This is a genomic window from Ochrobactrum sp. AN78, from assembly GCF_029909885.1.
In the GTDB taxonomy this organism is placed as follows: Bacteria; Pseudomonadota; Alphaproteobacteria; order Rhizobiales; family Rhizobiaceae; genus Brucella; species Brucella quorumnocens.
This window is the reverse complement of the sequence record NZ_JASAMU010000001.1, coordinates 50,010-73,297: the sequence shown is the minus strand read 5'-3', so window position 1 is coordinate 73,297 and position 23,288 is coordinate 50,010. Positions and strand designations below refer to the sequence as shown.

Below are 23,288 nucleotides of genomic sequence, written 5' to 3'. Positions count from 1 at the left end.
ATTGCGACGAACGGATTTCAAAACGATGACCAACGTTAAATTTAGCCGCTTCTCGCCTGCCCGACTGACGGATGATCAGGTCACGCCGCGCACATTCTATCTTCGGCGGCGTGAATTCATGGTCGGACTTGGTGCGCTGGCAGCAACAGGGCTTGCCTCTGGTGCGTTTGCAGATCCGCTCAAGGCCAAAGCTTCGTCTTATAAAGTCGATGAAAAGCTGACGCCAAAAGAGGCCGTCACAACCTACAATAATTTCTATGAATTCGGGACCGACAAGAGCGACCCGGCAGCCAATTCGGGCGATTTCAAACCCTTGCCATGGCGCCTGACAGTCGATGGTCTTGTCAAACAGCCGAAGGAATTCGACATCCAGGATCTGATCGCCAAAATGCCGCTAGAAGAACGCATCTATCGCATGCGTTGCGTGGAGGCATGGTCGATGGTCATCCCTTGGATAGGCTTCCCACTGGCAAGTCTGCTGGCCCAGGTCGAGCCACTTGGCTCTGCAAAATACATTGCCTTTACCGGTGTTGTTCGCCCCGAAGAAATGCCTGGCCAAAAAGGGCTATTCCAAGTTCTGAACTGGCCCTATGTCGAAGGCCTCCGTTTAGACGAGGCGATGCATCCGCTCACAATTCTGTCCGTCGGTCTTTATGGCGAAACACTCCCTAACGCCAATGGAGCCCCCGTCCGGCTGGTTGTTCCATGGAAATATGGCTTCAAGGGCATCAAATCGATCACCAAAATCAGCTTCGTCGAGAAACAGCCGCCCACATCATGGCAACAGCAAGCTGCCAATGAATATGGCTTCTATGCAAATGTGAACCCGGCAGTCGACCATCCGCGCTGGAGCCAGGCTACTGAACGCAGGATCGGTGAAGGCAGCTTCTTCGGTTCGAGTCGCCGCCCTACCCTGCCTTTCAACGGCTATGCCGAAGAAGTGGCATCGCTCTATGCTGGCATGGATCTGCAGAAGAACTACTGACATGGCCAGTGCCAAGACCAAATCTGCACGGGTCAATGAATTGAAGGTCTGGGGACTTTATATCCTGGGCTTGCTGCCAGCGTTGTGGGCGTTCTATCTCGGTGCAACCGATCAGCTCGGCGCAGACCCCGTCAAAAGCTTTGAGCATACGCTCGGCCTCTGGGCACTGCGCTTTCTCATTCTGACACTACTCGTAACACCCATCCGCGATGTCACTGGCATCAGTCTGCTGCGTTATCGACGCGCACTTGGCCTTCTCGCATTCTATTATGTGCTGATGCATTTTACAGTTTATATGGTGCTGGATCAGGCGCTCAGCATTTCGGCAGTCATAGCCGATATTGTGAAAAGACCCTTCATCACCATAGGCATGATCAGTCTGGCGCTTCTTGTGCCGTTGGCGCTTACCTCCAACAACTGGTCTATTCGCAAGCTCGGTCGGCGATGGGTCACGCTGCACAAGCTTGTCTATGTCGCCATTGCTGGCGGTGCGATACATTTTCTGATGTCTGTTAAAAGCTGGCCCGCTGAGCCGATAATCTACGCAGCGATTGTAACAACACTTCTGTTTTGGCGCGTTGCACGCCCGTTTACCAAAGGAAGCAAGCAAGTAAAACGTCCGCGTGAAGCCGCTGTAATATTAAAGAAATAAAATACAATTTCCTTCTTTTGATTAAGTCTAATCTATCAGATAAATCGCCTTTCCTGGAGGATAGGCGATGACATTCCAATGCAAATCATGTCAGTATCGCTACAACTTCGGCAAATGACGCGCCAGGCGAATACGGGATGTCCATGTCTTCTATCTTGAAATCAAAAACCGTCCGTATCATAGGCAAACTGGTCTTCGTCTTATTCGTTATCATCTTTGCAATTTGGGCCAGTTTCGGGATGTGGTTCCAGCTTCCCTTCGGCAATGCTGTGCGCGGCTCTATAATTGCAGCCTGGCTCTTTATCGCTATTTGGGTGATAGCAGGCGAGCGACAGTTCTTTTGTCTGCGCAAGAGGCTGTTCTTCTGCCTGCTTGCTCTTGTCTTCCTGGGCTGGTGGGCAACCATCCGCCCTTCGCTTGATCGCATCTGGGCTCCCGAGGTCGCACGCACAGTCACAGGCAAGGTGGAGGGCGATCAGGTCACTCTTTTCAATGTTCGGGATTTCGACTGGCGAACGCCAGAGGACTTCACGCCGGTCTGGAAAGAAGAAACTTACGACCTCAACAAGATAAACTCAGTCGATGTCTATCTGTCCTATTGGGCGGGACCGGCGATTGCCCACACACTACTGTCCTTCGGCTTTGAAGATGGGCGACATGTCGTATTTTCCGGCGAAATTCGCAAGGAACATCACGAGGTCTATTCTGCCGTCGGCGGCTTTTTCCGTGAATTCGAACTGGCTATGATTGCAGCCGAAGAAAGCGACATCGTTTTTCTACGCACCAATGTACGTAAAGAAGATGTCTATCGATACCGCGTGAATTTGCCTCCAGCGGGTGCGCGCGAATTGTTTCTCTCCTATGTGGAGCTGGGGAACGAACTGGCGGCTAAGGCCAAATTCTATAATACGCTGAGCGCCAATTGCACGACGATCATTTTCACAATGGCGCGTGTGCTTGATCCGACATTCCCATTTGATTACCGCATTCTCTTGTCCGGCTATCTGCCAGGTTATCTTTATGACCATGGCTGGCTCGAAAACAATGGCACGCTTGAAGAGATAGAGAAGCGTGCATCCATCGACGAAAAGGCACAAGCAGGCGGTCGCGATGGCTATTCGGAGCGGATACGCCAATAAAAAACCCCGCTTGCGCGGGGTTTCCAATCGGCAACTACGAAGAATTAGATTGCCGCAGTAATGATGATCTCGACTTTGTAATCCGGGGTCGCGAGTGCTGCTTCGCCGGTCGCGCGTGCGGGCGTGTTGGCCTTGTCGACCCAGCTGTCCCAGACTGCGTTCATTTCAGCGAAGTCCTTCATGTCTGCGAGCCAGATGATAGCCTGCAAGATCTTTGATTTGTCCGAACCAGCGGCTGCGAGAAGGCGATCAACTTCAGACAGAACGGCCTTGGTCTGATCAGTCACGCTTGCGCCCGGCTCGCCAACCTGACCGGCGAGATAAACGGTATTGCCGTGAACTACGGCCTGGCTCATACGTGGTCCGACTTCGATACGACGGATGCTCATGGTGAACTCCTCTCATGACTGCTGCGGAAATCGTCCCGCATTTAAAAATGTTGCGCATCCTTATTAAAGCCCCTGCCCGCTTTGGCAATGGCTGATTACTGCTTGATGCGGACAATTCCGTCGAAAGTGCTCCCAGAACGCGTCACACTCGCCTGCAATAAAGTGCAGTGCTATGGTTGCCCCGAATGGGATGAAGCCATCATGACCAAAAACAGCTCAGTAAAAGCAGATGAAGACCAAAACCCGTCGCGATTGATCGACGCCCGGATCAAGGATCTTGCAGACTGGCGTGGCGAAACGCTTGCAAAGGTCCGAGCTATCATCAGACAGTCTGATCCAGAGATCATTGAAGAGTGGAAATGGCGAGGCGTACCGGTCTGGTCGCATACAGGCATAATCTGTACGGGCGAGACTTATAAAAGCGTCGTGAAGCTGACCTTCGCCAAAGGCGCATCCCTCGCGGACCCGTCAACTCTCTTTAACTCAAGTCTGGAAGGCAATATGAGACGGGCAATCGATATACGCGAAGGCGAAGCCATCAATGAAGATGCGTTGAAAGCGCTCGTCCGCGCGGCCATCATGCTCAACAAGGCAAAGCCGCCCCGTCGTTAATACCAAGGCGGCTCAAGATGCTGACGCATCACGCCTTGAAAATGTTCAATCGCCACACGGGCTTAACCAAAGTCCGATGAGTCTTACTCAATGAACTTTGATATTAGTCATTTCCAGCAAAAGTGCGAAGCGGCTTTCGGAAAGTTATGCGCAGAAATAGACGATTAGAGCGTGTTTCAGCTCTGATCACATGTTTGCGTTGAACGCCTTCGTGGGAATTGACTCTTGATGCCCGTGCTCTTATAAGCCGCACCACGTTCGCCCGCACGGGTTAACGGATAGTTTGTGCTGTCCGCTCCGCGAGGGAATGAACTAGCTCCTGTTCAAAGACAGAACCAAGAAGGGCCGCACACCGCGGTATTAAATAAATGAAGCGCACTTTTCAGCCATCAAATCTCGTCCGTAAGCGTCGTCACGGTTTCCGTGCACGCATGGCAACTGCCGGCGGTCGCAAGGTTCTTGCCGCTCGCCGTTCGCGCGGCCGCAAGCGGCTTTCCGCTTAATCTTTTTCCGCGCGTCCAGCGCGGTGAATAAAGATATGAAAAAGCAGAAACAAATACTCCGCCTTCGCAAGAGAGCGGAGTTTTTGTCTGTAAGGAATGGTGAAAAACGGCGTGGTCCACTGTTTCTTCTCGAAGTTCGGAAACGTTCTGAAGAAGAGTCTGAAGCAGCCAAAATCGGTGAAAAACCCCGCGCAGGCTTCACTGTCACCAAGAAAAACGGCAATGCAGTGATACGAAATCGTATCCGTCGCAGGTTGCGAGAAGCGGTTCGTTGTCACGTGGGGCGTGACATGGCGGCTTCGACAGACTATGTGATCGTAGCACGCGAGCAAGCACTCACTGCGCCCTTTTCGCAATTGACCGCAGAACTCTCCAAACGCTTAAAAGCTACGGATGGGCGGCGGGACGAAAAGAAACGCCGAACGGAAAGACCGGAATCAGGACCCGTCAATGGAAAATAATCGTAATTTCTTCATCACCATTGCCCTGTCCATCCTCGTATTAACGCTGTGGCAAGTATTCTATCTGGGACCGAAAACGGAAGCCCAGCGGGAGCAGACACGCATTGAGGAGCAGCAGCGCCAGACCCAGCAAGCCACACAAAGTGGGGCTCAGGGCGGCGCGCAGGGCGGTGACACCCCACAGATGCCCGGTACGTCCGGCGCAATACCCGGCCAGGGCGATGGCGTAGCCGCAGGCGGCGCATTGACCCGCGAAGCTGCTGCAGCGCAGTCGCAGCGCGTCGAAATCGACACAGCCTCGCTGCGCGGCTCAATCAACCTGACGGGTGCACGTCTTGATGATCTCTATCTCAAAAAGTACCACGAGACCGTTGACGACAAGTCCCCTGAAATCGAACTGCTCGCCCCATCGGCTCTCAAGCAGGGTTATTTCGTTGAACTCGGTTTCACCGGCAACGACGCAACCGGCGAAGTTCCTGGTCCAAACACTGTCTGGACCGTTGAAGGCAACAATAAGCTGACGGCATCGACGCCTGTTACCCTGACCTTCACCAACGACAAGAACATCACATTCAAGCGCGTCATCTCGGTTGACGATGCTTACATGTTCGAAGTCGACGATACGGTCACCAACAACACCGGTGCTCCGATCTCGCTTGCTTCTTATGGCCGTGTAACGCGTTTCAACCAGCCAGAACACGCCAGCGCCACTTATGTTCTTCATGAAGGCCTTATCGGCGTCATGGGTCAGGACGGCCTTCAGGAAATCAAGTATTCCAAGGTTGAAGACGACAAGGACATTTCGTTCAAGGACGTCACAGGCGGTTGGGTCGGCATCACCGACAAGTATTGGGCAGCCACGCTCGTTCCACCACAGAACGAAAAATACACGGCGCGTTTCTCGCACTTCACCAATGACCGTCCGCGCTACCAGTCGGATTTCCTCAGCGCACCGATCACGGTTGCCGCTGGTGAAGCCAGCACCATCAAGAACCATGTTTTCGCTGGTGCCAAGGTCGTTTCGGATATCAAGAATTACGAGGAAAAGCTCGGCATCAAGCAGTTCGAACTGCTGATCGACTGGGGCTGGTTCTACTTCATCACCAAGCCGATGTTCTACCTCATCGACTGGATCTACAAATTCTCCGGCAATTTCGGTGTCGCCATTCTGGTTGTCACTGTTCTGCTCAAGGCCCTGTTCTTCCCACTGGCCAACAAGTCATACAAGTCGATGGCGCGTATGAAGCTGGTGCAGCCGAAGATGACTGAAATCCGCGAGAAGTATGCGGATGACAAGATGAAGCAGCAGCAAGAGATGATGCAGCTCTACAAGCAGGAAAAGATCAATCCGCTTGCAGGTTGCTGGCCAGTGCTGGTCCAGATTCCGGTGTTCTTCGCACTCTATAAGGTTCTGTACGTCACCATCGAAATGCGCCATGCGCCATTCTTTGGCTGGATTCAGGATCTTGCAGCACCCGATCCAACATCGATCTTCAACCTGTTCGGTCTTCTGCCTTTCGCAGTTCCAGCATTCCTGATGATTGGCGTTTGGCCGCTTATCATGGGCATCACCATGTTCCTGCAGATGCGCATGAACCCAACGCCTCCAGATCCAACACAGGCGATGATCTTCACCTGGATGCCGATCATCTTCACCTTCATGCTGGCATCGTTCCCAGCAGGTCTCGTCATCTACTGGGCATGGAACAACACGCTTTCCATCACTCAGCAGGCTGTGATCATGAAGCGTCAGGGTGTCAAAATCGAACTTTTTGACAATCTGAAAGACGTCTTCAAGCGAAAGCCGAAAGACGTAAAAAAGTAAAAAGACAAAAAGCCCCGCACTAGCGGGGCTTTTTTTGTGCTCGTTCATCCAGAACAGTTGACATTACAGCCTCTAACATTGATGCGTGTATTCTTTAGAGTACACGATCAGGAAGACCACATTGAGCGATCAGGATAAAAAGCAGGCAGCAGCCCAGTTAGCAGCAGATGCGACCCGCGCAGCACATGCAGCTTTGGTCGAAGAAGGGCGCCTGCTCTTCAAGAAATCGTGGATCTTCATCCGTGGCGTGCCGTCGATGAAATTTCTGCCACTGGAAGGCCCTGTTGAAATTGCTTTTGCCGGGCGTTCAAATGTCGGTAAATCTTCGCTTATCAATGCGATTGTCGGCAAAAAGGCACTCGCCCGTACCTCCAACACACCGGGCCGCACGCAGGAATTGAACTATTTCGTTCCTGATGGCTATTCTGGCGAGAATGGCGACCTTCCGCCATTGGCGCTTGTCGACATGCCGGGCTACGGCTTTGCTGAAGCGCCAAAAGCCCATGTCGACGCATGGACGCGTCTCGTCTTCGATTATCTTCGCGGCCGTACGACGTTAAAGCGCGTCTATCTGCTGATCGACTCCCGCCACGGCATCAAGAAGAACGACGCTGAAGTGCTCGACCTGCTCGACAAGGCCGCAGTCTCTTATCAGATCGTGCTGACCAAGATCGACAAGATCAAGGCTGCTGGCATTCCCCGTCTGCTGGAAGAAACCGATGCGCTTACCAAAAAGCGTGCGGCCTGCTTCCCCGGCATCATCACGACCTCGTCAGAGAAAGGCCTCGGTCTGGACGAGCTGCGTGCCGCGATTGCGCTGGTAGCCAAGGAATAGTGCATTTCCGGGAAAAGCGGAGACTTCGCTTAGTTTAGCTCGGGCAGCTTGCCGACTGATTGTTTAGTCCCTGCTTGAGCTGCTCAAACTGCGTGGTGGTCTTTGAACCATCACGCGTGACACGCAGAACATACATGCTGTCGAAATCTTCGCCTGGCCATTTGGGTACGAGAGCCTTATCGTCACCGCTATCCTTCACGATGTTTCTGGCAAGCTTTACAAGCTGCTTGTGCTCCCAACCGATCAGTACTGTCGCGTTGCGATATTCAGGCTGCGCGAGCGCCGCCTGCAGTTCCTCAATATCCTTGAAACCAAAGCGCGTATCGACCGGCATTCCGAACTTGATAGCCGTCGGCTCAACCGTGGCAAGCGGGCGATTATAGGAATAGATCGCGCCCTTATCTTCCTTCAACTGAGCAGGATTGGGCGCAAAGATATAATCCGGTTTGCCGAATTTCTGCGCAATCACCGCCGGTAGTTTCAGCGCACGGTTAAGCCCCTGACAATTGAGTTGCCCCAAGCCCTGATCCGGCTTTTCGCCATGGCGCAACATGATGATGGTTTCAGTTGTCGATGCTGCTTGCGACGCACCTATACCTGCCAGAAAAATCAAAGCCGTGAAAACTGCCCGTCGCATTAAACCACTCCATCCAAGAGCATGTGTTATGCGCAATCTTTTAGCGCTCTCATAGGATTTTAATTGGGCGGTCTTTGGCGACGCGTTCAAATATTCGCGAACAAACAATGGAAAACCGTTTTACAGAGCACTGCATATTGCTTAGAAAAGCCTGCCTCTCTTGCCCTGTCGCCAGCCATGGAGCCCGCGATGACCACTCTTGATAATCCTGAAATGCAAGCGCAACTCCTTTCGGCAGCCCTGCCCTATATGCAGCGCTACGAAAACAAGAATGTCGTGGTGAAATATGGCGGTCACGCCATGGGCAACCCAGAGCTTGGCAAGGCCTTTGCCCGAGACATCGCGCTTCTCAAGCAGTCAGGTATCAATCCAATTGTTGTCCATGGCGGTGGCCCGCAGATTCAGGCGATGCTGACCAAGCTCGGCATTGAATCGCGCTTTGAAGGCGGCCTTCGCGTTACCGACGAAAAGACGGTTGAAGTGGTGGAGATGGTTCTCGCCGGTTCCATCAACAAAGAGATCGTCGCCCTCATCAATGCTGAAGGCGAATGGGCCATCGGTCTTTGCGGTAAGGATGGCAATATGGTTTTTGCGCGCAAGGCGCACAAAACCGTCATCGATCCCGATTCCAATATCGAAAAGGTGCTTGATCTGGGCTTTGTTGGTGAACCAGCTGAAGTCGACCGCACGCTTCTCGATCTTCTGGCGCGCTCAGAAATGATCCCGGTTATTGCGCCTGTCGCACCGGGTCGCGACGGTCATACATACAACATCAATGCCGATACTTTTGCGGGCGCTATCGCAGGGGCACTGGCTGCAACGCGTCTTCTGTTCCTTACCGACGTTCCAGGCGTTCTCGACAAGGACAAAAAGCTCATCAAGGAATTGTCGGTTGCCGATGCACAGGCGCTGATCAAGGACGGCACGATCTCCGGCGGCATGATCCCAAAGGTCGAGACCTGCATCGACGCGATCCGTCGCGGCGTTGAAGGTGTGGTCATTCTCAATGGCAAGACACCGCATTCGGTACTGCTTGAGCTTTTCACCGAACACGGTGCCGGCACGCTTATCGTGCCATAATAGAAAAATGCACACTCATTGTGCCATAATCAGTTAGCCGCCTTCGGGCGGCTTTTTCTTGGCCCGCCTTCGTGACATAAAGACTTATGACCAATCAACCTGATGCTCCGGCCTTCGCTCACGTCACTGACTGGGTATTCGACCTCGACAACACGCTCTATCCGCACGCAGCTGATCTGTTCTCGCAGATCGATGTGCGCATGACGAGCTATGTCGAGAACCTCCTGAAGCTGCCGCGCGACGAAGCGCGCAAGATTCAGAAGCAGTTTTATCTGGAATATGGCACCACGCTGAAAGGTCTGATGGAATGCCATGAAATCGATCCGGACGACTTTCTAAAGAAGGTACACGACATCGATTATTCCTGGCTGCAACCTGATCCGGCACTTGGAGAAGCAATCCGTGCCCTGCCCGGTCGCCGCTTCATCTTCACCAATGGCGATCGCGGACACGCCGAACGCGCCGCACGTCAGCTCGGCATTCTCGATGATTTCGATGATATTTTCGACATTGTTGCAGCAGGTCTGACGCCAAAACCAGAGCGTGTCACTTACGACCGTTTTCTCGGGGCTTTCGGCGTGGATGCGCAAAAGGCTGTCATGTTTGAGGACCTCGCGCGCAATCTTGTCGTGCCAAAGACGCTGGGCATGAAAACCGTGCTGGTGGTTCCGAACAATTTTGAGCCGACATTCTCGGAGATTTGGGAAAGTGACCCGGAATTCACGGATCAGGTGGATTATGTGACCGATAATCTGACCCAATTTCTGGAAACTATAATTGCAGACCGATAGGCAGTTTACCGGCCTTGAAAAGCGCATAGATAAGGCGGCCCATCGCCTTCTCGACAGCTTACCTCGTCACCGCTTCAGCGATGCACTGATTGAATTTCTGGTTTTCGGATTGAAACAGGCATGGGCCTGCCTGTTTGGCGGCGCAATGCTGGGCCTGATTATTCTCACACGCTGGTTCTGGCCAGAAGGTGGAATTGAAGGTGGCACAGGATTTATCACCCGCTACGACTTCCTGTTTCTTTCCGCTGTGCTGATCCAGCTTGGAATGCTTATTTTCAAGCTGGAAGCTTGGGAAGAAGCCAAGGTCATCGTCATTTTCCATATCGTTGGAACAGCGATGGAAATATTCAAAACCCATGCCGGTTCATGGATTTATCCCGAAGAAAACTTCTTCCGGATCGGTGGTGTTCCGCTCTTTTCTGGTTTTATGTATGCGGCCGTCGGCTCCTATATGGCGCGTATCAATCGGATCTTCGATATAAGGCTGAATCACTATCCGCCGCTCTGGATGACGGTTGTTCTGGCAACTGCAATTTATATCAATTTCTTCGCTCATCACTTCATCTGGGATATGCGCTGGGTTCTGTTTGCAGTCACCTTCGCGCTCTACTGGCGCACCAGCATGCATTATCGCGTGTTTCGTTTCCGGCATAAAATGCCGTTGCTGGTCGCGTTCCTGCTCACATCACTGTTCATCTGGATTGCCGAGAATATTGGTACGTGGTCGAAGGCCTGGCTCTATCCCAACCAGCGCAATGGATGGGAGCTGGTTTCAATGAGCAAGCTCGGCTCATGGTATCTGCTGATGATTATTTCAGTCGTGCTGGTGACACTCGTGCACCGGCCGCGCGAGTATTCAGAAACCGAAAACGCCCGGTCCTGATGAACCGGGCGCTTGGCAATTCTCAACCAGAAAAAATCAGAGCTTATAGAAGTTTTTGATCTCGTCCCATGCTTCGTCTGCGGTGTCGACAAATGTCAGCAATTCGATGTCTGCCGGAGAGATCGTGCCCTGCTCTGCCAGAAACTCGATATTGATCGCCTTGCTCCAGAATTCTTTACCGAACAGGATGAGCGGCATACGCTCCATACGGTCTGTCTGGATCAGGGTCATGGCTTCAAACAGCTCATCCATCGTGCCGAAGCCGCCGGGGAATACGCAGACGGCTTTTGCACGCATCAGAAAATGCATCTTGCGCAGCGCAAAATAATGGAAATTGAAGCAGAGCTCCGGCGTCACATAGGCGTTCGGTGCCTGCTCATGTGGCAGAACGATATTAAGCCCAATCGTTGGTGCCCCGACATCAGCCGCCCCACGATTGCCAGCTTCCATAACACCCGGACCACCGCCCGTAACAACGATGAATTCGCGATAATAGGTGGTCGCTGAATATTCGGAGCAGATGCGGGCAAACTTACGCGCTTCCTCATAGTAACGCGAGTTGGCTTCAAGATTCTTCTTCTGCACTTCATTTTTCGCGGCCCAGGCTTCGCCGCCCGGCTCAGGAATACGCGCGCCACCGAACATCACGACCGTCGATTTGATACCGCGGTCGGCCAGGATCAGTTCAGGTTTAAGCAGTTCAAGCTGAAGCCGCACCGGACGCATGTCGCGCCGTGTCATGAAGTCGTCGTCCATAAAGGCAAGACGATAGGCAGAAGCCTCAGTCTGAGGGGTTTGCGGCACAGTGCGCGCCTGTTTAGCAGCTTCCTCGGAATTCGGGAAAGGCGTCCAGCCGGACTTCTCCATTGGGTTCATGCTTGCCTGCTCCTTCAATTACAATGCGTATTGATGTCTATCATCTATTCTGGCGCTAATTTCTTAATCTGTCGCAATTTCGACCAGCTATTTCACACAATAACGCGATTGACCCATATGGTGCCTTCGCTTAATCACTTCTACGATAACTGCCGACCGAAAAGGTGGCAGCCGCTTATCCTGCCATTTTATGGAGACCGCCATATGACCAAGCCAGATTTCGCCTCCCTTGAAAAGGTCATCGAGAAGGCTTTTGACGAACGCGATGGCATCAGCACAGCAACCCGCGGCGAAGTTCGTGATGCTGTTGAACAGTCGCTGCTTATGCTCGATCGCGGTGAAGCCCGTGTGGCAGAAAAACAGGCGGACGGCAACTGGCAGGTCAATCAGTGGCTCAAGAAAGCCGTGCTGCTTTCTTTCCGTCTCAACCCGATGGAAGTCATCAAAGGCGGTCCCGGTCAGTCTTCCTGGTGGGACAAGGTTCCTTCCAAGTTCGACGGCTGGACGGCAAATGAGTTTGAAAAGGCCGGTTTCCGCGCTGTTCCAAATTCTGTCGTCCGTCATTCAGCCTATATTGCGCCAAACGCAATCCTGATGCCGTCTTTCGTCAATCTCGGCGCTTACGTCGATGAAGGCACGATGGTCGACACATGGGCGACCGTCGGCTCCTGCGCACAGATCGGCAAGAACGTGCATCTTTCGGGCGGCGTCGGCATCGGCGGCGTTCTGGAACCAATGCAGGCTGGACCAACCATCATCGAAGACAACTGCTTCATCGGCGCTCGTTCGGAAGTTGTCGAAGGCTGTATCGTTCGCGAAGGCGCCGTACTTGGCATGGGCGTATTCATCGGCAAATCGACCAAGATTGTTGATCGCTCGACCGGCGAGGTCTTCTATGGCGAAGTGCCACCATACTCTGTTGTTGTCGCTGGCACCATGCCAGGCAAAAATGTTCCGGGTGAAAACTGGGGCCCAAGCCTCTACTGTGCCGTGATCGTCAAGCGCGTCGATGAGAAGACCCGCTCCAAGACTTCGATCAACGAACTGCTGCGAGACTGATCATGCAGCACCGTTCCAGCGGTTCCGGTTAAGACTGAATCGTTGGAGCCGCTGTAACTACTTGTTTTTGCGCATTATCCAATGCAAAACTGCTTCGCAATTTTTGCTGGAAATGCTTTAAACAAAAAAGGCGAAGCCGCAAAGCTTCGCCTTTTTCTATAGAATATCAGAAATATTAGTTCTGATAGCTCGAAGGCGATGCATCGCCGAAGCGGTGTGCAGAACCGTCGCTATAGGTCTGGCCCTGGGTCTGGATCGAAGCAGGAGCCGTATAGTCAACGCCCTGTGTTGCAACAGGCGTACGGTCGTTTGCATAAAGATCAGCTGGTTCACCAACATGTGGGTTTTCAGCGAAAGCAGCACCGGCGCTAAGGGCAACGGCTACGGCAGCAAGAGCAAACTTTTTCATTTTTATAATCCTTCTATCGCCCCTTTGGATGGCAAATTGCCTTTCCCTTCGGGGACTCCGGGATGACAAGAAGCCATCCTCCGGGGAGATCAGTTAAAATCGTTGAGTATTTTAATTCCAGTAGTGAGAACCTTGGGAGGCCGCACTCACTACCTTCATGTCTTGCTATTCCGGCCTGCGATCAGACCGGGATAGCAAAGCTTTTAGTCGAACTCTTAGTTCGAGAAGCTCGAAGGCGAAGCATCACCGAAACGGTTTGCCGAACCATCCATATAGGTCGACTGGCCAATTGTTGCAGTCGCGGTGTGATCAACGCGCTGTGTAGCAACTGGGGTACGATCATTTGCATAAAGATCAGCTGGCTCACCTACACGTGGGTTTTCAGCAAAAGCAGCACCGGCGCTAAGTGCGAGAGCAGCAGCAGCAAGAACAAACTTATTCATTTTCTATCTCCATTTAGTCAGATGGGCGACGTACTATGCGTCGTCCTCATGCATCTCAAATGGGTGACAGTGGGAGAAAGTTCCAGTCACGAAAATGTTTTCTTAATCACACATTCGTGCAGCCAATTTTTTAAAAATCAGATAAAAATTAGAAAATAAATAATTTAAAACAGTATGTTAGTTCATATATCAGCATTCACATAACTGTTATATGGGTATTTTTGTTCATTATCCTCGAACAGTCTGTTTGCTTTCACTGTATAATAATAGCGAACAATAAGGCCTATTGGCGACAGTTATGTGGCTGATCGTTTCATCACCGCCATGATTTGAAAACCGTAAAACAATCGTTCAGAGCAACCTTAGCCCATCACAACAAGACGCTCACAACAAAATAGGGTCACAAAATGCGACCCTATCGAACCTTTTCAATTGAGTTATAAGCGCCTCATCTCGGCTATAGATCCCGCGCGCCCGACATCAATTATTAGCAACAGCCATAGAACGACCCGCAATCGAAACCCATTGGCCGGAATTGGCTGGCGATTGCATCTTGATGTAACGATAGGACGTCTTTTCGACCGGCAGCACTTCCCCGCGCATATTGTCGAGAATGTAATCACCATGATCCGTCCGGACAGTCAGTACGATGTGCGGCTCACTACCCTGCACCATCGTAATAAGAAGCTGTGACGGACTGATGCCGCGCCCCATCAGCTTGGCGCGCTTCAAAAGCACATAATCTTCGCAATCACCCTTACCATTTCTTGGAATGGTCCAGTAATCGCGCTTGCCGTAATTATCCTGATCGGAAACAGGCTTGATCGCAGCATTCACGGATGCATTGACACTTTGCAGCATCTGCATGCGCTCAGGCGTCAATTTGATCGGCGAAAGCGCGCGGTGCGCTCCGCAATCGCGTGGTGTCCGCTTACAATAATCAAGGTGACCGTAGGGAATACTCGTTATTCCGCCCGCTTCACTCCATTGAGCTGCCTTGGCCGGGACCAGCGTCGCCCCGGATAAGGCCATTATACCTGCTGCCGCAGAAATCAGTGAACGCATGACAGATTCCCATTATTAAAATGTCCCCTAGAACAAGTTCTCTAGTGACAATTCCCCGGTGACCGGTCCGTTTTCCGGATCTCGCTATCAACCTTTTTTTAACTAACGATGACAAAGCCCCCTTGGTCAAGGAAATTTCATTCCCGAATTGCAACCAAATGAGAAAAGCCGCGATAAATGTCTGCTCTTAGAGCGCCCTGCGCCCTCTTCGGCTCTGCGCACGGACGCTCTAAGCTGTTGAACCCAAGCATCGTGCTTTCCTAACATCGATTCCGATTTTAGGGCCGATCCACTCGTGTTTACCCAGTTATGGGATTGTTGTTTCATCTGGAAGCTTCCCGATCTAATCTCAAGCCCATACGATTCTCAGAGTAAAGCTGTAACACCATGAGCCTGCCTACCAATCCTGCCGAAAACCTTGCCGCTCTCATTCGCTGCCCGTCGGTTACGCCGGCTGAGGGTGGCGCGCTGACGGCACTTGAAGGCATGCTTGCACCGATGGGGTTTTCCATCCAGCGCCCGGTCTTCACCGACGAAGGCACGCCTGACATTGAAAATCTCTACGCGCGCAAATCGGGCAATGGCGCTCATTTGATGTTTGCTGGCCACACCGATGTTGTGCCTCCCGGCGATGAAGCCGACTGGAAGCATCCGCCCTTCTCGGCAGCCATTGAAGACGGCATTATGTATGGGCGCGGCGCGGTCGACATGAAGGGTGGCATTGCCTGCTTTGTCGCAGCCGTCGCACGTCACGTCGAAAAGCATGGAAGCTTAAAGGGCAGCGTGTCCTTCCTGATTACCGGTGACGAAGAAGGCCCGGCGATCAATGGCACCGAAAAGCTTCTGAAATGGGCTAAAGAGCGCGGCGAAAGCTGGGACGCGTCGCTTGTGGGTGAACCGACAAACCCGAACACACTTGGCGATATGATCAAGATCGGACGCCGAGGCTCGATTTCGGGCATCGTTACGGTCCATGGTGTGCAAGGCCATGCCGCCTATCCACATCTGGCTGAAAACCCGGTTCGTGGCATCACGACGCTCGTCGACAGCCTGCTTTACCCTGCTTTTGATGAAGGTACGGCGGATTTTCAGGCCAGCAATCTTGAAGTGACGACCGTCGATGTCGGTAATAAGGCCACCAATGTCATTGCCAATAAGGCTAGTGCTTCCTTCAATATTCGCTTCAACGACACATGGACAGCGGATAGCCTGAAGGCGGAGATCATCTCACGTCTTGAAAAGGCATCACGCAATAACCGCCTGCGCCCAGGTCGTGAAACGCCAATCAACTACGAACTGGTCTGGCGCGAAAATCCGAGCCATGTCTTTTTGACCCGTGACGAGAAGCTCATCGGTACGCTGACAGCATCCGTTGAAGCAGTCACCGGCAAGCGCCCCAATCTCTCTACGTCGGGCGGCACGTCCGACGCACGCTTCATCAAGGACTATTGTCCAGTGGTCGAGTTTGGCCTTGTCGGACAGACCATGCACATGGTTGACGAACGTGTCGCGGTTGCTGATCTTGAAGGCCTCACACAGATTTACGAACGTTTCATCGCTGATTTCTTTGGATAAGGAACTTCATGCCCAGTCTGGATGATATTTTCAGATATTTCACGGGCGTCTGGAAGATGATGCTTGGCCGTAAGGACGGCCTTGCATACCTCGATATCTCTGCAGAAGATTTCTGGGCATCTTTCTATGCGATTGTCATCGCCCTGCCTCCGCTTTTGGCAACATGGGTTGCCTATGCGGCCGATCTGACTGCCGGTCGCGATGAAGCAGGCCTGCGCCTTGCAATCGTCATCCGCGCGGCATTCGTCGACCTTTCCGCGTGGGTAATACCGCTTGTCATTATTGGAATATTGGCCCGACGGATAGGCATTTCAAAACGCTATGCAGCCTACGTCATAGCAACAAACTGGGGCAGCGCGTTGCTGTCGTGGCTTTTCGCTCCGATTACGCTGCTGCAACTGTTTTTTCCGGGCTTTCTCGATGTTGCGACGCTGTTTGCGATCGTGCTGTTCGGTATCTCTGTCATCCTGAGCTACCGACTGACATTCATCGTGCTGCAACGTCCACACGCCTATGTCGCCCCGTTTTTCGCTTGCGTATTCTTCGGCTCACTGTTCATCACAGTGTTCCTGCAGCAGCTTTTCGGCATTGGGATTAGCGCGCAAACTTTTTAGAATGGAAATGGGTAGTCGACACCGACGAGATAAAGGCCGTAAGGCGGAGCAACCTGACCGCAAGCTTTACGGTCTTTGGCTTCCAAAGCAGCCTGCAGATCATCTGCCGTCCAACGCCCCACGCCTACTTCCATGAGACTACCCGCGAAGGATCTCACCTGATTGTGCAGGAACGAGCGGGCAGAAACCCGCATTTCCACATAGTCGCCATCGCGCGTGATGTCGAGCCTGTCGAGCGTCTTCACCGGGCTCTTTGCCTGACATTGCGTTGCGCGGAAAGTTGTAAAGTCGTGCTCGCCCAAAAGCCGCTTTGCGGCCTCGTGCATCGCTTCATGATCAAGGCGCTTCTGCACCCACCAAACACGATGATAATCAATCGCCAACGGCGCACGACGGTTATGAATGCGATATAGATAATGCCGGCCACGTGCTGAAAACCGGGCATCAAACGCATCTGTCGTCTTTTCGACATTCAGAATGCTGATACGTTCATCAGCCATCACCAGATACGCATTGAGTGCATCGCGGATTTTCGCAGCGCCCCAATCCTTGGTGAGATCGGCGTGAACAATCTGCGCGCTCGCATGGACGCCCGCATCTGTACGTCCAGCCGCGCTCAATGTCAGATCTTCACCGCAGAACTTCTTGAACGCCTGCTCAATGGCATTCTGCACCGCATGGCCGTTTTCCTGCCTCTGCCAGCCGACATAGGGCGTGCCGTCATATTCGACAGTGATTTTATAACGAGGCACCGCTCAGAGAACCTTCGCGACTTGCGCACCGCGCAGAAATTCTTGCGCCGCCAGAGGCTTGCCGCCTGAACGCTGCAGCGTGACGAGCCGCACGGCACCGTCTCCACATGCAATGGTCAACCGATCATCAAGCACTGTGCCCGGCGCACCATTGCCCTCGCCCAACGTGGAGCGCTGCAATTTTACACGTTCAACCTCGCCATTGATTTCCATTTCGCACCACGCACCCGGAAACGGCGACAAACCGCGAATGGTATTGTGCACGTGCGCAGCTGGCTTCGACCAGTCGATGCGCGCTTCGGCCTTGTCGATCTTGGCGGCATAGGTCACGCCTTCTTCGGCCTGCGGCTGAAGTGTCAGACTTTCGCGTTCAAGCGCTCCCAGCGCACGCACCATCAAATCGGCACCAATCATGCTCAATCGATCATGCAATTCACCCGCCGACATATCCGGCGTGATCGCGATCTTTTCAGCCATGGCAACAGGGCCTGTATCAAGCCCCACATCCATCTTCATGATCATCATGCCGGTCTCGGTGTCGCCCGACATGATCGCGCGCTGAATAGGCGCCGCTCCGCGCCAGCGCGGCAGAAGCGAGGCATGGCCATTGTAGCAACCAAGACGCGGTGCATCGAGAATGGCTTGCGGCAACAACAGGCCATAGGCCACAACAATCGCAACATCGGCTTCGAGGCTTGCGAAAACATCCTGCTCTTCGGCACCCTTAAGGCTTTTGGGCGTGAAAACCGGAATGCCGAATTCCTCAGCCTTTTCATGAACAGGCGACTTGGTCAGTTCGAGTCCGCGACGACCTGCCGGGCGCGGCGGCTGTGTATAGACCGCCACCACTTCATAGCCATGCCCTATAATAGCAGTCAGAATCGGCACCGAGAAATCCGGCGTCCCCATAAATACGATACGCATCACAACGCCCTGTTTGACGCGCGCTGGCTGGCGAGCTTCTTGAACTTCTTGATGACCATATCGCGTTTCAGCTTGGAAATATGATCAATGAACAGCACACCATTGAGATGGTCGATCTCATGCTGCAAGCAGGTTGCCATCAGGCCATCGGCATCCATCGATTGCGGTTTGCCGTCGGCATCAAAATAATTGACCTTGATCGTCGCAGGCCGTTCAACTTCCGCATAATAATCCGGGATTGACAGACAGCCTTCCTCATAAACGCTGCGCTCGTCAGACGAAGCAACAATCTCAGGGTTTATAAAGACGTGCGGGGCCTTCGCCTCATCTTCCTTGGCAAGGTCGATGACCAGCATGCGCAAAGGTTCGCCCACCTGAATGGCGGCAAGACCAATGCCCGGCGCGTCATACATCGTGTCGAACATGTCGCCGGCAAATTTGCGCAATTGATCATCAAAGCGCTCGACGGGCTTGGACAGTTCACGAAGAACGGGATCAGGAAGAATAATAAGCGGTTTTATAGACATGAGTTTCACGTAATCGCTCGCAAAAGAATCGTCAATTGTAACTTGTAAAATGTTCCCGTTTTGATCTCACCTTTGCATGACGAATCAGCTAAGCTGGACGCATGGAAAATCAGAATCTATTGAATGAGCCGCTCCTGCAGCTCGGTGCTTCTTCGTTCTCGCTCGGAGATATTCTTCTGGCGGGCATTGTTGTGCTCATAGTTTGCCTGGCTATTTTCCTCATTGCGGCAGCGCGCTCAGCCCGTCTTCGGGCGGTGGCCGAAGCGCAGGCAGAAGATCGTGCCCGTGATGCGGAATATCGCATGGCCGAGATTCTGAAAGCACAGTCCGAGATGCAAGGCCGCATGCAGACCATGGCCGAAGTGTTTGGTTCGCGGCAGGCAGAACTTAATCAATCCATCCGCGAGCGTCTTGACGGCATGACGCACCGCATCGGCCAGACCATGACCGAACAGACACGCTCAACCCATGAGAATCTTGCCAAATTGCAGGAGCGCCTGGCCGTCATCGACACCGCGCAAAACAATATCCAGTCGCTCGCAGGGCAAGTGGTACAGTTGCAGGCGATCCTCGCCAACAAACAGACACGCGGCGCATTCGGCCAGTCGCGCATGGAAGCGATCATTGCCGATGGTCTGCCTCAGGGTGCCTATGAGTTTCAGGCGACACTGACCAATGGCACGCGCCCTGACTGTCTGGTACGCATGCCAAACAATTCACCATCGCTGGTGATCGACGCAAAATTCCCGCTTGAAGCGTGGAATTCCATGCGCGAAACGGAAAACCCGGAGGCACGCAAGGCCGCCGTTGCACAGTTCCGCCGCGACATGGAAGTGCATATCAAGGATGTGTCCGACAAATATCTCATTACCGGCGAAACGCAGGATACCGCGTTCCTGTTCGTGCCATCGGAATCGATCTTCGCGGACATTCACGAGCATTTTGAAGCGCTGATCCATCGTGCACACCGGGCGCGGATCGTTATTGTTTCACCGTCGCTGCTCATGCTGTCTATTCAGGTTATCCAATCGATCCTTAAGGACGCCCGCATGCGCGAGCAAGCCCATGTCATTCAGGGTGAAGTGGTGCGGCTGATGGAAGATGTGGGTCGTCTTGATGAGCGTGTGCGCAAGCTGCAAACCCACTTCCTGCAGGCCAATAAGGATATCGACGATATTCTGGTGTCCTCGAACAAAGTGACAAAGCGCGGTGCAAAAATCGAAGCGCTTGAATTTGGACCAGCGCCGACTGAGGAGGCCCAGCGCCCCACCCGCCAGCCAGAAACCGCCCCCACCCAAATGCGGCTGCGCGTGGTGGACGAAGACTAACAGCCCATCCAAACAAAGAAGCCCGCAAACTGCGGGCTTTTTCTATTCTGGTTTCGGCTTGCTATCTGAATGCCCAAGATCGCGATCTGGCCAGACGATATCCCGCAGGCGTTGCTTCAGAACCTTGGCTTCTGGAAAACCACCGTCACGCTTGCGTTCCCAGATAAGCTCTTCATTGCTATCGGTCATATGAACGCAAATTTCAAACACGCCACCTGTTCCGGGCCGCAGTGCCACTTCCGCCAGATCCTGCCCGAAAGTCTGCAAAAGCTCCTGCGCCAGCCACGCCGCCCGCAGCATCCAGTTGCATTGCGTGCAGTAGGTGATGGAGATGCGGGGACGTATCGACATGAACTTAACCTTTTGAACCACGGCAGGCCTTCAAGCAATTGCCCGACTTGTTAGGGTGGCGCACTTCGAGCAATATCTAGCTTCCAAAGATACGCGGGGGCAAGTCATGGAAGCAACGATTTACATTCTCAAATGTGCGGATGGTTCGTATTATACGGGCCTAACCAAGCAGGATATTGAGGCTCGGATTTGGGAGCATAACCAAGGCATCTATGAAGGCTATACCAAGAAGCGACGGCCGGTGGAGTTAGTTTTCACAGAGACTTATGACCGGATCCTTGATGCAATTGCACGCGAACACCAGATCAAAGGATGGTCGCGCGCCAAGAATGAAGTGCTTATCGCCCTCAATTACGAAGCGTAGCCTCGAAGGACAAGGGATGGCAGGGATACACCGTAGAAGCTTACTCAAAAATATTCGGCTTTTGGCGACTTCCCCCCGTCCTTCGAGACGCCGTTTTCAACGGCTCCTCAGGATGCGGGAAAGCGGTAGCGCTATCAAAATAAATATCCCAAAAGAAAAGGGACGCTAACGCGCCCCTATTTCATACAATAATCTTTCAACAGCATCGGATTGGAACAGCATCGAAAGAAGACACTTCATCCGGTGCATAGGCAAAACGTTTGATCGTCCATAGCTAATCGAAAGACCAAAAGATCAATCATCGCCCATCTTGAGAGCCTGAATGAAGGCCTCTTGTGGGATTTCCACCTTGCCGAACTGGCGCATGCGCTTCTTGCCTTCCTTCTGCTTGTCCAGAAGTTTGCGCTTACGCGAAATATCGCCGCCGTAGCACTTGGCCGTCACGTCCTTACGCAGAGCCGAGATCGTCTCACGCGCAACGATGCGCCCGCCAATGGCTGCCTGAATCGGGATCTTGAACATGTGCTGCGGGATCAGCTCCTTGAGCTTTTCGCAAAGCACACGACCGCGCTTCTCTGCAGCCGAACGGTGAACCAGCATCGACAACGCATCCACCGGTTCTTCGTTGACCAGGATCGACATCTTGACCAGATCACCTTCACGATAATCCGACAGATTATAGTCGAACGAGGCATAGCCCTTGGAGATCGACTTCAGACGATCATAGAAATCGAACACAACTTCATTGAGCGGCAGATCATAGGTGATCATGGCGCGCGGGCCGACATAGGTCAAATCGATCTGGAGACCGCGACGCTCCTGACAGAGCTTCATGATCGTGCCAAGATAATCATCTGGCGTCATGATGGTGGCGCGGATCCACGGCTCTTCAATCGCTTCGATCTTCACCACATCCGGCATATCGGCCGGGTTATGCAGCTCTTTCTGCGAGCCGTCCTGCATGTTCAGGCGATACACAACCGAAGGAGCTGTCGTGATCAGGTCGAGATCGAACTCGCGCTCAAGGCGTTCCTGAATGATTTCAAGATGCAGAAGCCCAAGGAAGCCACAGCGGAAGCCGAAACCGAGTGCCGCAGAGGTTTCCATTTCAAAGGAGAACGACGCATCGTTGAGACGCAGCTTGCCCATGGCAGCGCGCAAGTCTTCAAAGTCTGCCGCATCAACCGGGAACAGTCCACAGAACACGACCGGCTGCGCAGGTTTAAAGCCCGTCAGGGGCTTTTCGGTCGGGCGGCGATCTTCAGTGATGGTATCACCGACGCGGGTATCAGCGACTTCTTTAATGGAAGCAGTAATAAATCCCAGTTCGCCCGGACCAAGATCTTCGACCTGCACCATTTTCGGTGTGAACACACCGGTACGTTCGACCGGGTATTTTGCGCCCGTACCCATCATGCGGATGGTCTGGCCTTTTTTCAGCACACCATCGATAACACGCACCAGAACGATAACGCCGAGATAGCTGTCATACCAGCTGTCGACCAGCATGGCTTTCAGCGGCGCATTGCGGTCGCCCTCTTTCGGCGGCGGCAGCTGCTCGACGATAGCTTCAAGCACGTCAGGAATGCCAAGGCCAGTTTTGGCAGAGATCATCACGGCTTTACTGGCGTCAATGCCGATTACTTCTTCAATCTGGCTTTGAACCCGCTCTGGTTCGGCTGCCGGAAGATCAACCTTGTTCAGCACCACCACGATATCGTGATTGTTGTCGATGGCCTGATAAACATTGGCCAGCGTCTGCGCTTCAACACCCTGTGAGGCATCCACCACCAGGAGCGAGCCTTCGCACGCAGCCAGCGAACGCGAGACTTCGTAGGCGAAGTCGACATGTCCGGGGGTGTCGATGAGGTTCAGCACATAGTCCTCGCCGTTCTTCGCCTTGTAGTTAAGACGAACGGTCTGGGCTTTGATGGTGATGCCGCGCTCGCGCTCGATATCCATCGAGTCGAGGACCTGGTCCTTCATCTCACGCGTGTCCAGCCCGCCCGTCAATTGAATGAGGCGGTCGGCCAGCGTCGATTTGCCGTGGTCGATATGGGCGACGATCGAAAAATTGCGAATATGGTCAAGTGGTGTGCTCATGCGCGCGATTTACCAGTAAGCCGCGAAATCTCAAAGCGGTATTGCGCGTTTAATGCTGGAAAAGCGGTCAGTTTCGACATCGTGACAACAAGTCCCCTTTGCGTTG

27 protein-coding genes are annotated in these 23,288 nt (G+C 53.0%); 16 read left to right on the top strand and 11 right to left on the bottom strand.

Features of this window, described 5'->3' with window-relative positions:
* The first annotated feature begins 25 nt into the window (after nucleotides 1-25).
* The 3 genes from msrP to QBD00_RS00410 all read left to right on the top strand — a co-directional run bounded on the left by msrP (nucleotide 26) and on the right by QBD00_RS00410 (nucleotide 2,776).
* A complete protein-coding gene (gene msrP, locus QBD00_RS00420; RefSeq protein ID WP_095447964.1) occupies nucleotides 26-985 on the top strand; it encodes a protein-methionine-sulfoxide reductase catalytic subunit MsrP in 960 nt (319 codons plus the stop codon).
* A gap of 1 nt (nucleotide 986) precedes the next feature.
* On the top strand, nucleotides 987-1,637 hold the full coding sequence (gene msrQ, locus QBD00_RS00415) for a protein-methionine-sulfoxide reductase heme-binding subunit MsrQ (protein WP_318578408.1): 651 nt from the start codon (nucleotides 987-989) through the stop codon (nucleotides 1,635-1,637).
* 143 nt (nucleotides 1,638-1,780) lie between these two features.
* On the top strand, nucleotides 1,781-2,776 hold the full coding sequence (locus QBD00_RS00410; protein WP_191793569.1) for a DUF4105 domain-containing protein: 996 nt from the start codon (nucleotides 1,781-1,783) through the stop codon (nucleotides 2,774-2,776).
* 44 nt (nucleotides 2,777-2,820) lie between these two features.
* Here the strand turns inward: QBD00_RS00410 and QBD00_RS00405 are convergent, their stop codons facing one another.
* Complete coding sequence (locus tag QBD00_RS00405) at nucleotides 2,821-3,165, bottom strand: RidA family protein (protein ID WP_095447239.1); 345 nt, start codon at nucleotides 3,163-3,165, stop codon at nucleotides 2,821-2,823.
* Between the two features lie 201 nt (nucleotides 3,166-3,366).
* Between QBD00_RS00405 and QBD00_RS00400 the strand changes: the two genes are divergently transcribed.
* The 5 genes from QBD00_RS00400 to yihA all read left to right on the top strand — a co-directional run bounded on the left by QBD00_RS00400 (nucleotide 3,367) and on the right by yihA (nucleotide 7,401).
* A complete protein-coding gene (locus QBD00_RS00400; RefSeq protein WP_318578407.1) occupies nucleotides 3,367-3,777 on the top strand; it encodes a DUF1801 domain-containing protein in 411 nt (136 codons plus the stop codon).
* A 368-nt stretch (nucleotides 3,778-4,145) separates the two neighbouring features.
* Nucleotides 4,146-4,280: a 50S ribosomal protein L34 gene (gene rpmH / locus QBD00_RS00395; protein ID WP_024899264.1), complete on the top strand. Its 135-nt coding sequence runs from the start codon at nucleotides 4,146-4,148 to the stop codon at nucleotides 4,278-4,280.
* A 35-nt stretch (nucleotides 4,281-4,315) separates the two neighbouring features.
* Nucleotides 4,316-4,741 (top strand): ribonuclease P protein component, encoded by a 426-nt coding sequence (gene rnpA, locus QBD00_RS00390; protein ID WP_036567963.1) that lies wholly within the window; start codon nucleotides 4,316-4,318, stop codon nucleotides 4,739-4,741.
* A complete protein-coding gene (gene yidC / locus QBD00_RS00385) occupies nucleotides 4,731-6,566 on the top strand; it encodes a membrane protein insertase YidC (RefSeq protein ID WP_095447240.1) in 1,836 nt (611 codons plus the stop codon). The genes rnpA and yidC overlap by 11 nt, the downstream gene beginning before the upstream one ends.
* A gap of 121 nt (nucleotides 6,567-6,687) precedes the next feature.
* Nucleotides 6,688-7,401, top strand: a complete 714-nt coding sequence (yihA, locus tag QBD00_RS00380; protein WP_318578406.1) for a ribosome biogenesis GTP-binding protein YihA/YsxC — start codon at nucleotides 6,688-6,690, stop codon at nucleotides 7,399-7,401.
* A gap of 34 nt (nucleotides 7,402-7,435) precedes the next feature.
* Here the strand turns inward: yihA and QBD00_RS00375 are convergent, their stop codons facing one another.
* Nucleotides 7,436-8,038 (bottom strand): hypothetical protein, encoded by a 603-nt coding sequence (locus tag QBD00_RS00375; protein WP_318578405.1) that lies wholly within the window; start codon nucleotides 8,036-8,038, stop codon nucleotides 7,436-7,438.
* Between the two features lie 189 nt (nucleotides 8,039-8,227).
* On the opposite strand from QBD00_RS00375, the gene argB reads away from it, so the two are divergent.
* From argB to QBD00_RS00360, 3 genes are all read left to right on the top strand, one after another.
* Nucleotides 8,228-9,118 (top strand): acetylglutamate kinase, encoded by an 891-nt coding sequence (argB, locus tag QBD00_RS00370; RefSeq protein WP_095447242.1) that lies wholly within the window; start codon nucleotides 8,228-8,230, stop codon nucleotides 9,116-9,118.
* Between the two features lie 86 nt (nucleotides 9,119-9,204).
* Nucleotides 9,205-9,909, top strand: a complete 705-nt coding sequence (locus tag QBD00_RS00365; RefSeq protein ID WP_264231672.1) for a pyrimidine 5'-nucleotidase — start codon at nucleotides 9,205-9,207, stop codon at nucleotides 9,907-9,909.
* On the top strand, nucleotides 9,896-10,792 hold the full coding sequence (locus QBD00_RS00360; RefSeq protein WP_318578404.1) for a DUF817 domain-containing protein: 897 nt from the start codon (nucleotides 9,896-9,898) through the stop codon (nucleotides 10,790-10,792). Before QBD00_RS00365 ends, QBD00_RS00360 begins: the two co-directional genes overlap by 14 nt.
* Nucleotides 10,793-10,828: 36 nt before the next feature.
* Here QBD00_RS00360 and QBD00_RS00355 read toward each other — a convergent pair whose 3' ends face one another.
* Nucleotides 10,829-11,668 carry an LOG family protein gene (locus tag QBD00_RS00355; RefSeq protein ID WP_095447245.1) on the bottom strand — a complete coding sequence of 280 codons (840 nt, stop codon included), beginning with the start codon at nucleotides 11,666-11,668 and terminating at the stop codon, nucleotides 10,829-10,831.
* Between the two features lie 204 nt (nucleotides 11,669-11,872).
* Between QBD00_RS00355 and dapD the strand changes: the two genes are divergently transcribed.
* Complete coding sequence (gene dapD / locus QBD00_RS00350) at nucleotides 11,873-12,727, top strand: 2,3,4,5-tetrahydropyridine-2,6-dicarboxylate N-succinyltransferase (protein WP_151093567.1); 855 nt, start codon at nucleotides 11,873-11,875, stop codon at nucleotides 12,725-12,727.
* 175 nt (nucleotides 12,728-12,902) lie between these two features.
* Here dapD and QBD00_RS00345 read toward each other — a convergent pair whose 3' ends face one another.
* From QBD00_RS00345 to QBD00_RS00335, 3 genes are all read right to left on the bottom strand, one after another.
* Nucleotides 12,903-13,136: a hypothetical protein gene (locus QBD00_RS00345; RefSeq protein WP_095447247.1), complete on the bottom strand. Its 234-nt coding sequence runs from the start codon at nucleotides 13,134-13,136 to the stop codon at nucleotides 12,903-12,905.
* A gap of 215 nt (nucleotides 13,137-13,351) precedes the next feature.
* A complete protein-coding gene (locus tag QBD00_RS00340) occupies nucleotides 13,352-13,579 on the bottom strand; it encodes a hypothetical protein (protein WP_095447248.1) in 228 nt (75 codons plus the stop codon).
* Between the two features lie 480 nt (nucleotides 13,580-14,059).
* Complete coding sequence (locus tag QBD00_RS00335) at nucleotides 14,060-14,611, bottom strand: transglutaminase-like cysteine peptidase (protein WP_318578652.1); 552 nt, start codon at nucleotides 14,609-14,611, stop codon at nucleotides 14,060-14,062.
* Between the two features lie 420 nt (nucleotides 14,612-15,031).
* Between QBD00_RS00335 and dapE the strand changes: the two genes are divergently transcribed.
* Together dapE and QBD00_RS00325 are read left to right on the top strand one after the other, a co-directional pair.
* A complete protein-coding gene (gene dapE, locus QBD00_RS00330; RefSeq protein ID WP_095447249.1) occupies nucleotides 15,032-16,219 on the top strand; it encodes a succinyl-diaminopimelate desuccinylase in 1,188 nt (395 codons plus the stop codon).
* Between the two features lie 8 nt (nucleotides 16,220-16,227).
* Nucleotides 16,228-16,833, top strand: a complete 606-nt coding sequence (locus QBD00_RS00325; RefSeq protein ID WP_095447250.1) for a hypothetical protein — start codon at nucleotides 16,228-16,230, stop codon at nucleotides 16,831-16,833.
* Here QBD00_RS00325 and truA read toward each other — a convergent pair.
* Genes truA through def form a run of 3 tightly spaced genes read right to left on the bottom strand, consistent with a single transcriptional unit; the run spans nucleotide 16,830 to nucleotide 19,036 of the window.
* Nucleotides 16,830-17,585 (bottom strand): tRNA pseudouridine(38-40) synthase TruA, encoded by a 756-nt coding sequence (truA, locus tag QBD00_RS00320; protein WP_095447251.1) that lies wholly within the window; start codon nucleotides 17,583-17,585, stop codon nucleotides 16,830-16,832. The genes QBD00_RS00325 and truA overlap by 4 nt on opposite strands.
* A 3-nt stretch (nucleotides 17,586-17,588) precedes the next feature.
* Nucleotides 17,589-18,509: a methionyl-tRNA formyltransferase gene (gene fmt / locus QBD00_RS00315; RefSeq protein WP_318578403.1), complete on the bottom strand. Its 921-nt coding sequence runs from the start codon at nucleotides 18,507-18,509 to the stop codon at nucleotides 17,589-17,591.
* The gene (gene def / locus QBD00_RS00310) at nucleotides 18,509-19,036 is read right to left on the bottom strand and encodes a peptide deformylase (RefSeq protein WP_024899246.1); all 528 of its coding nucleotides are present in this window, start codon (nucleotides 19,034-19,036) and stop codon (nucleotides 18,509-18,511) included. Before def ends, fmt begins: the two co-directional genes overlap by 1 nt.
* Nucleotides 19,037-19,137: 101 nt before the next feature.
* On the opposite strand from def, the gene QBD00_RS00305 reads away from it, so the two are divergent.
* Nucleotides 19,138-20,364, top strand: coding sequence for a DNA recombination protein RmuC (locus QBD00_RS00305; protein ID WP_095447253.1), 1,227 nt, complete (start codon nucleotides 19,138-19,140; stop codon nucleotides 20,362-20,364).
* Between the two features lie 42 nt (nucleotides 20,365-20,406).
* Here QBD00_RS00305 and QBD00_RS00300 read toward each other — a convergent pair whose 3' ends face one another.
* A complete protein-coding gene (locus QBD00_RS00300) occupies nucleotides 20,407-20,715 on the bottom strand; it encodes a SelT/SelW/SelH family protein (RefSeq protein ID WP_318578402.1) in 309 nt (102 codons plus the stop codon).
* 37 nt (nucleotides 20,716-20,752) lie between these two features.
* Between QBD00_RS00300 and QBD00_RS00295 the strand changes: the two genes are divergently transcribed.
* Nucleotides 20,753-21,079 (top strand): GIY-YIG nuclease family protein, encoded by a 327-nt coding sequence (locus tag QBD00_RS00295; protein ID WP_318578651.1) that lies wholly within the window; start codon nucleotides 20,753-20,755, stop codon nucleotides 21,077-21,079.
* Nucleotides 21,080-21,373: 294 nt separating this feature from the next.
* Here QBD00_RS00295 and lepA read toward each other — a convergent pair whose 3' ends face one another.
* Nucleotides 21,374-23,182 (bottom strand): translation elongation factor 4, encoded by a 1,809-nt coding sequence (lepA, locus tag QBD00_RS00290; RefSeq protein ID WP_191793554.1) that lies wholly within the window; start codon nucleotides 23,180-23,182, stop codon nucleotides 21,374-21,376.
* Between the last annotated feature and the right edge of the window lie 106 nt (nucleotides 23,183-23,288).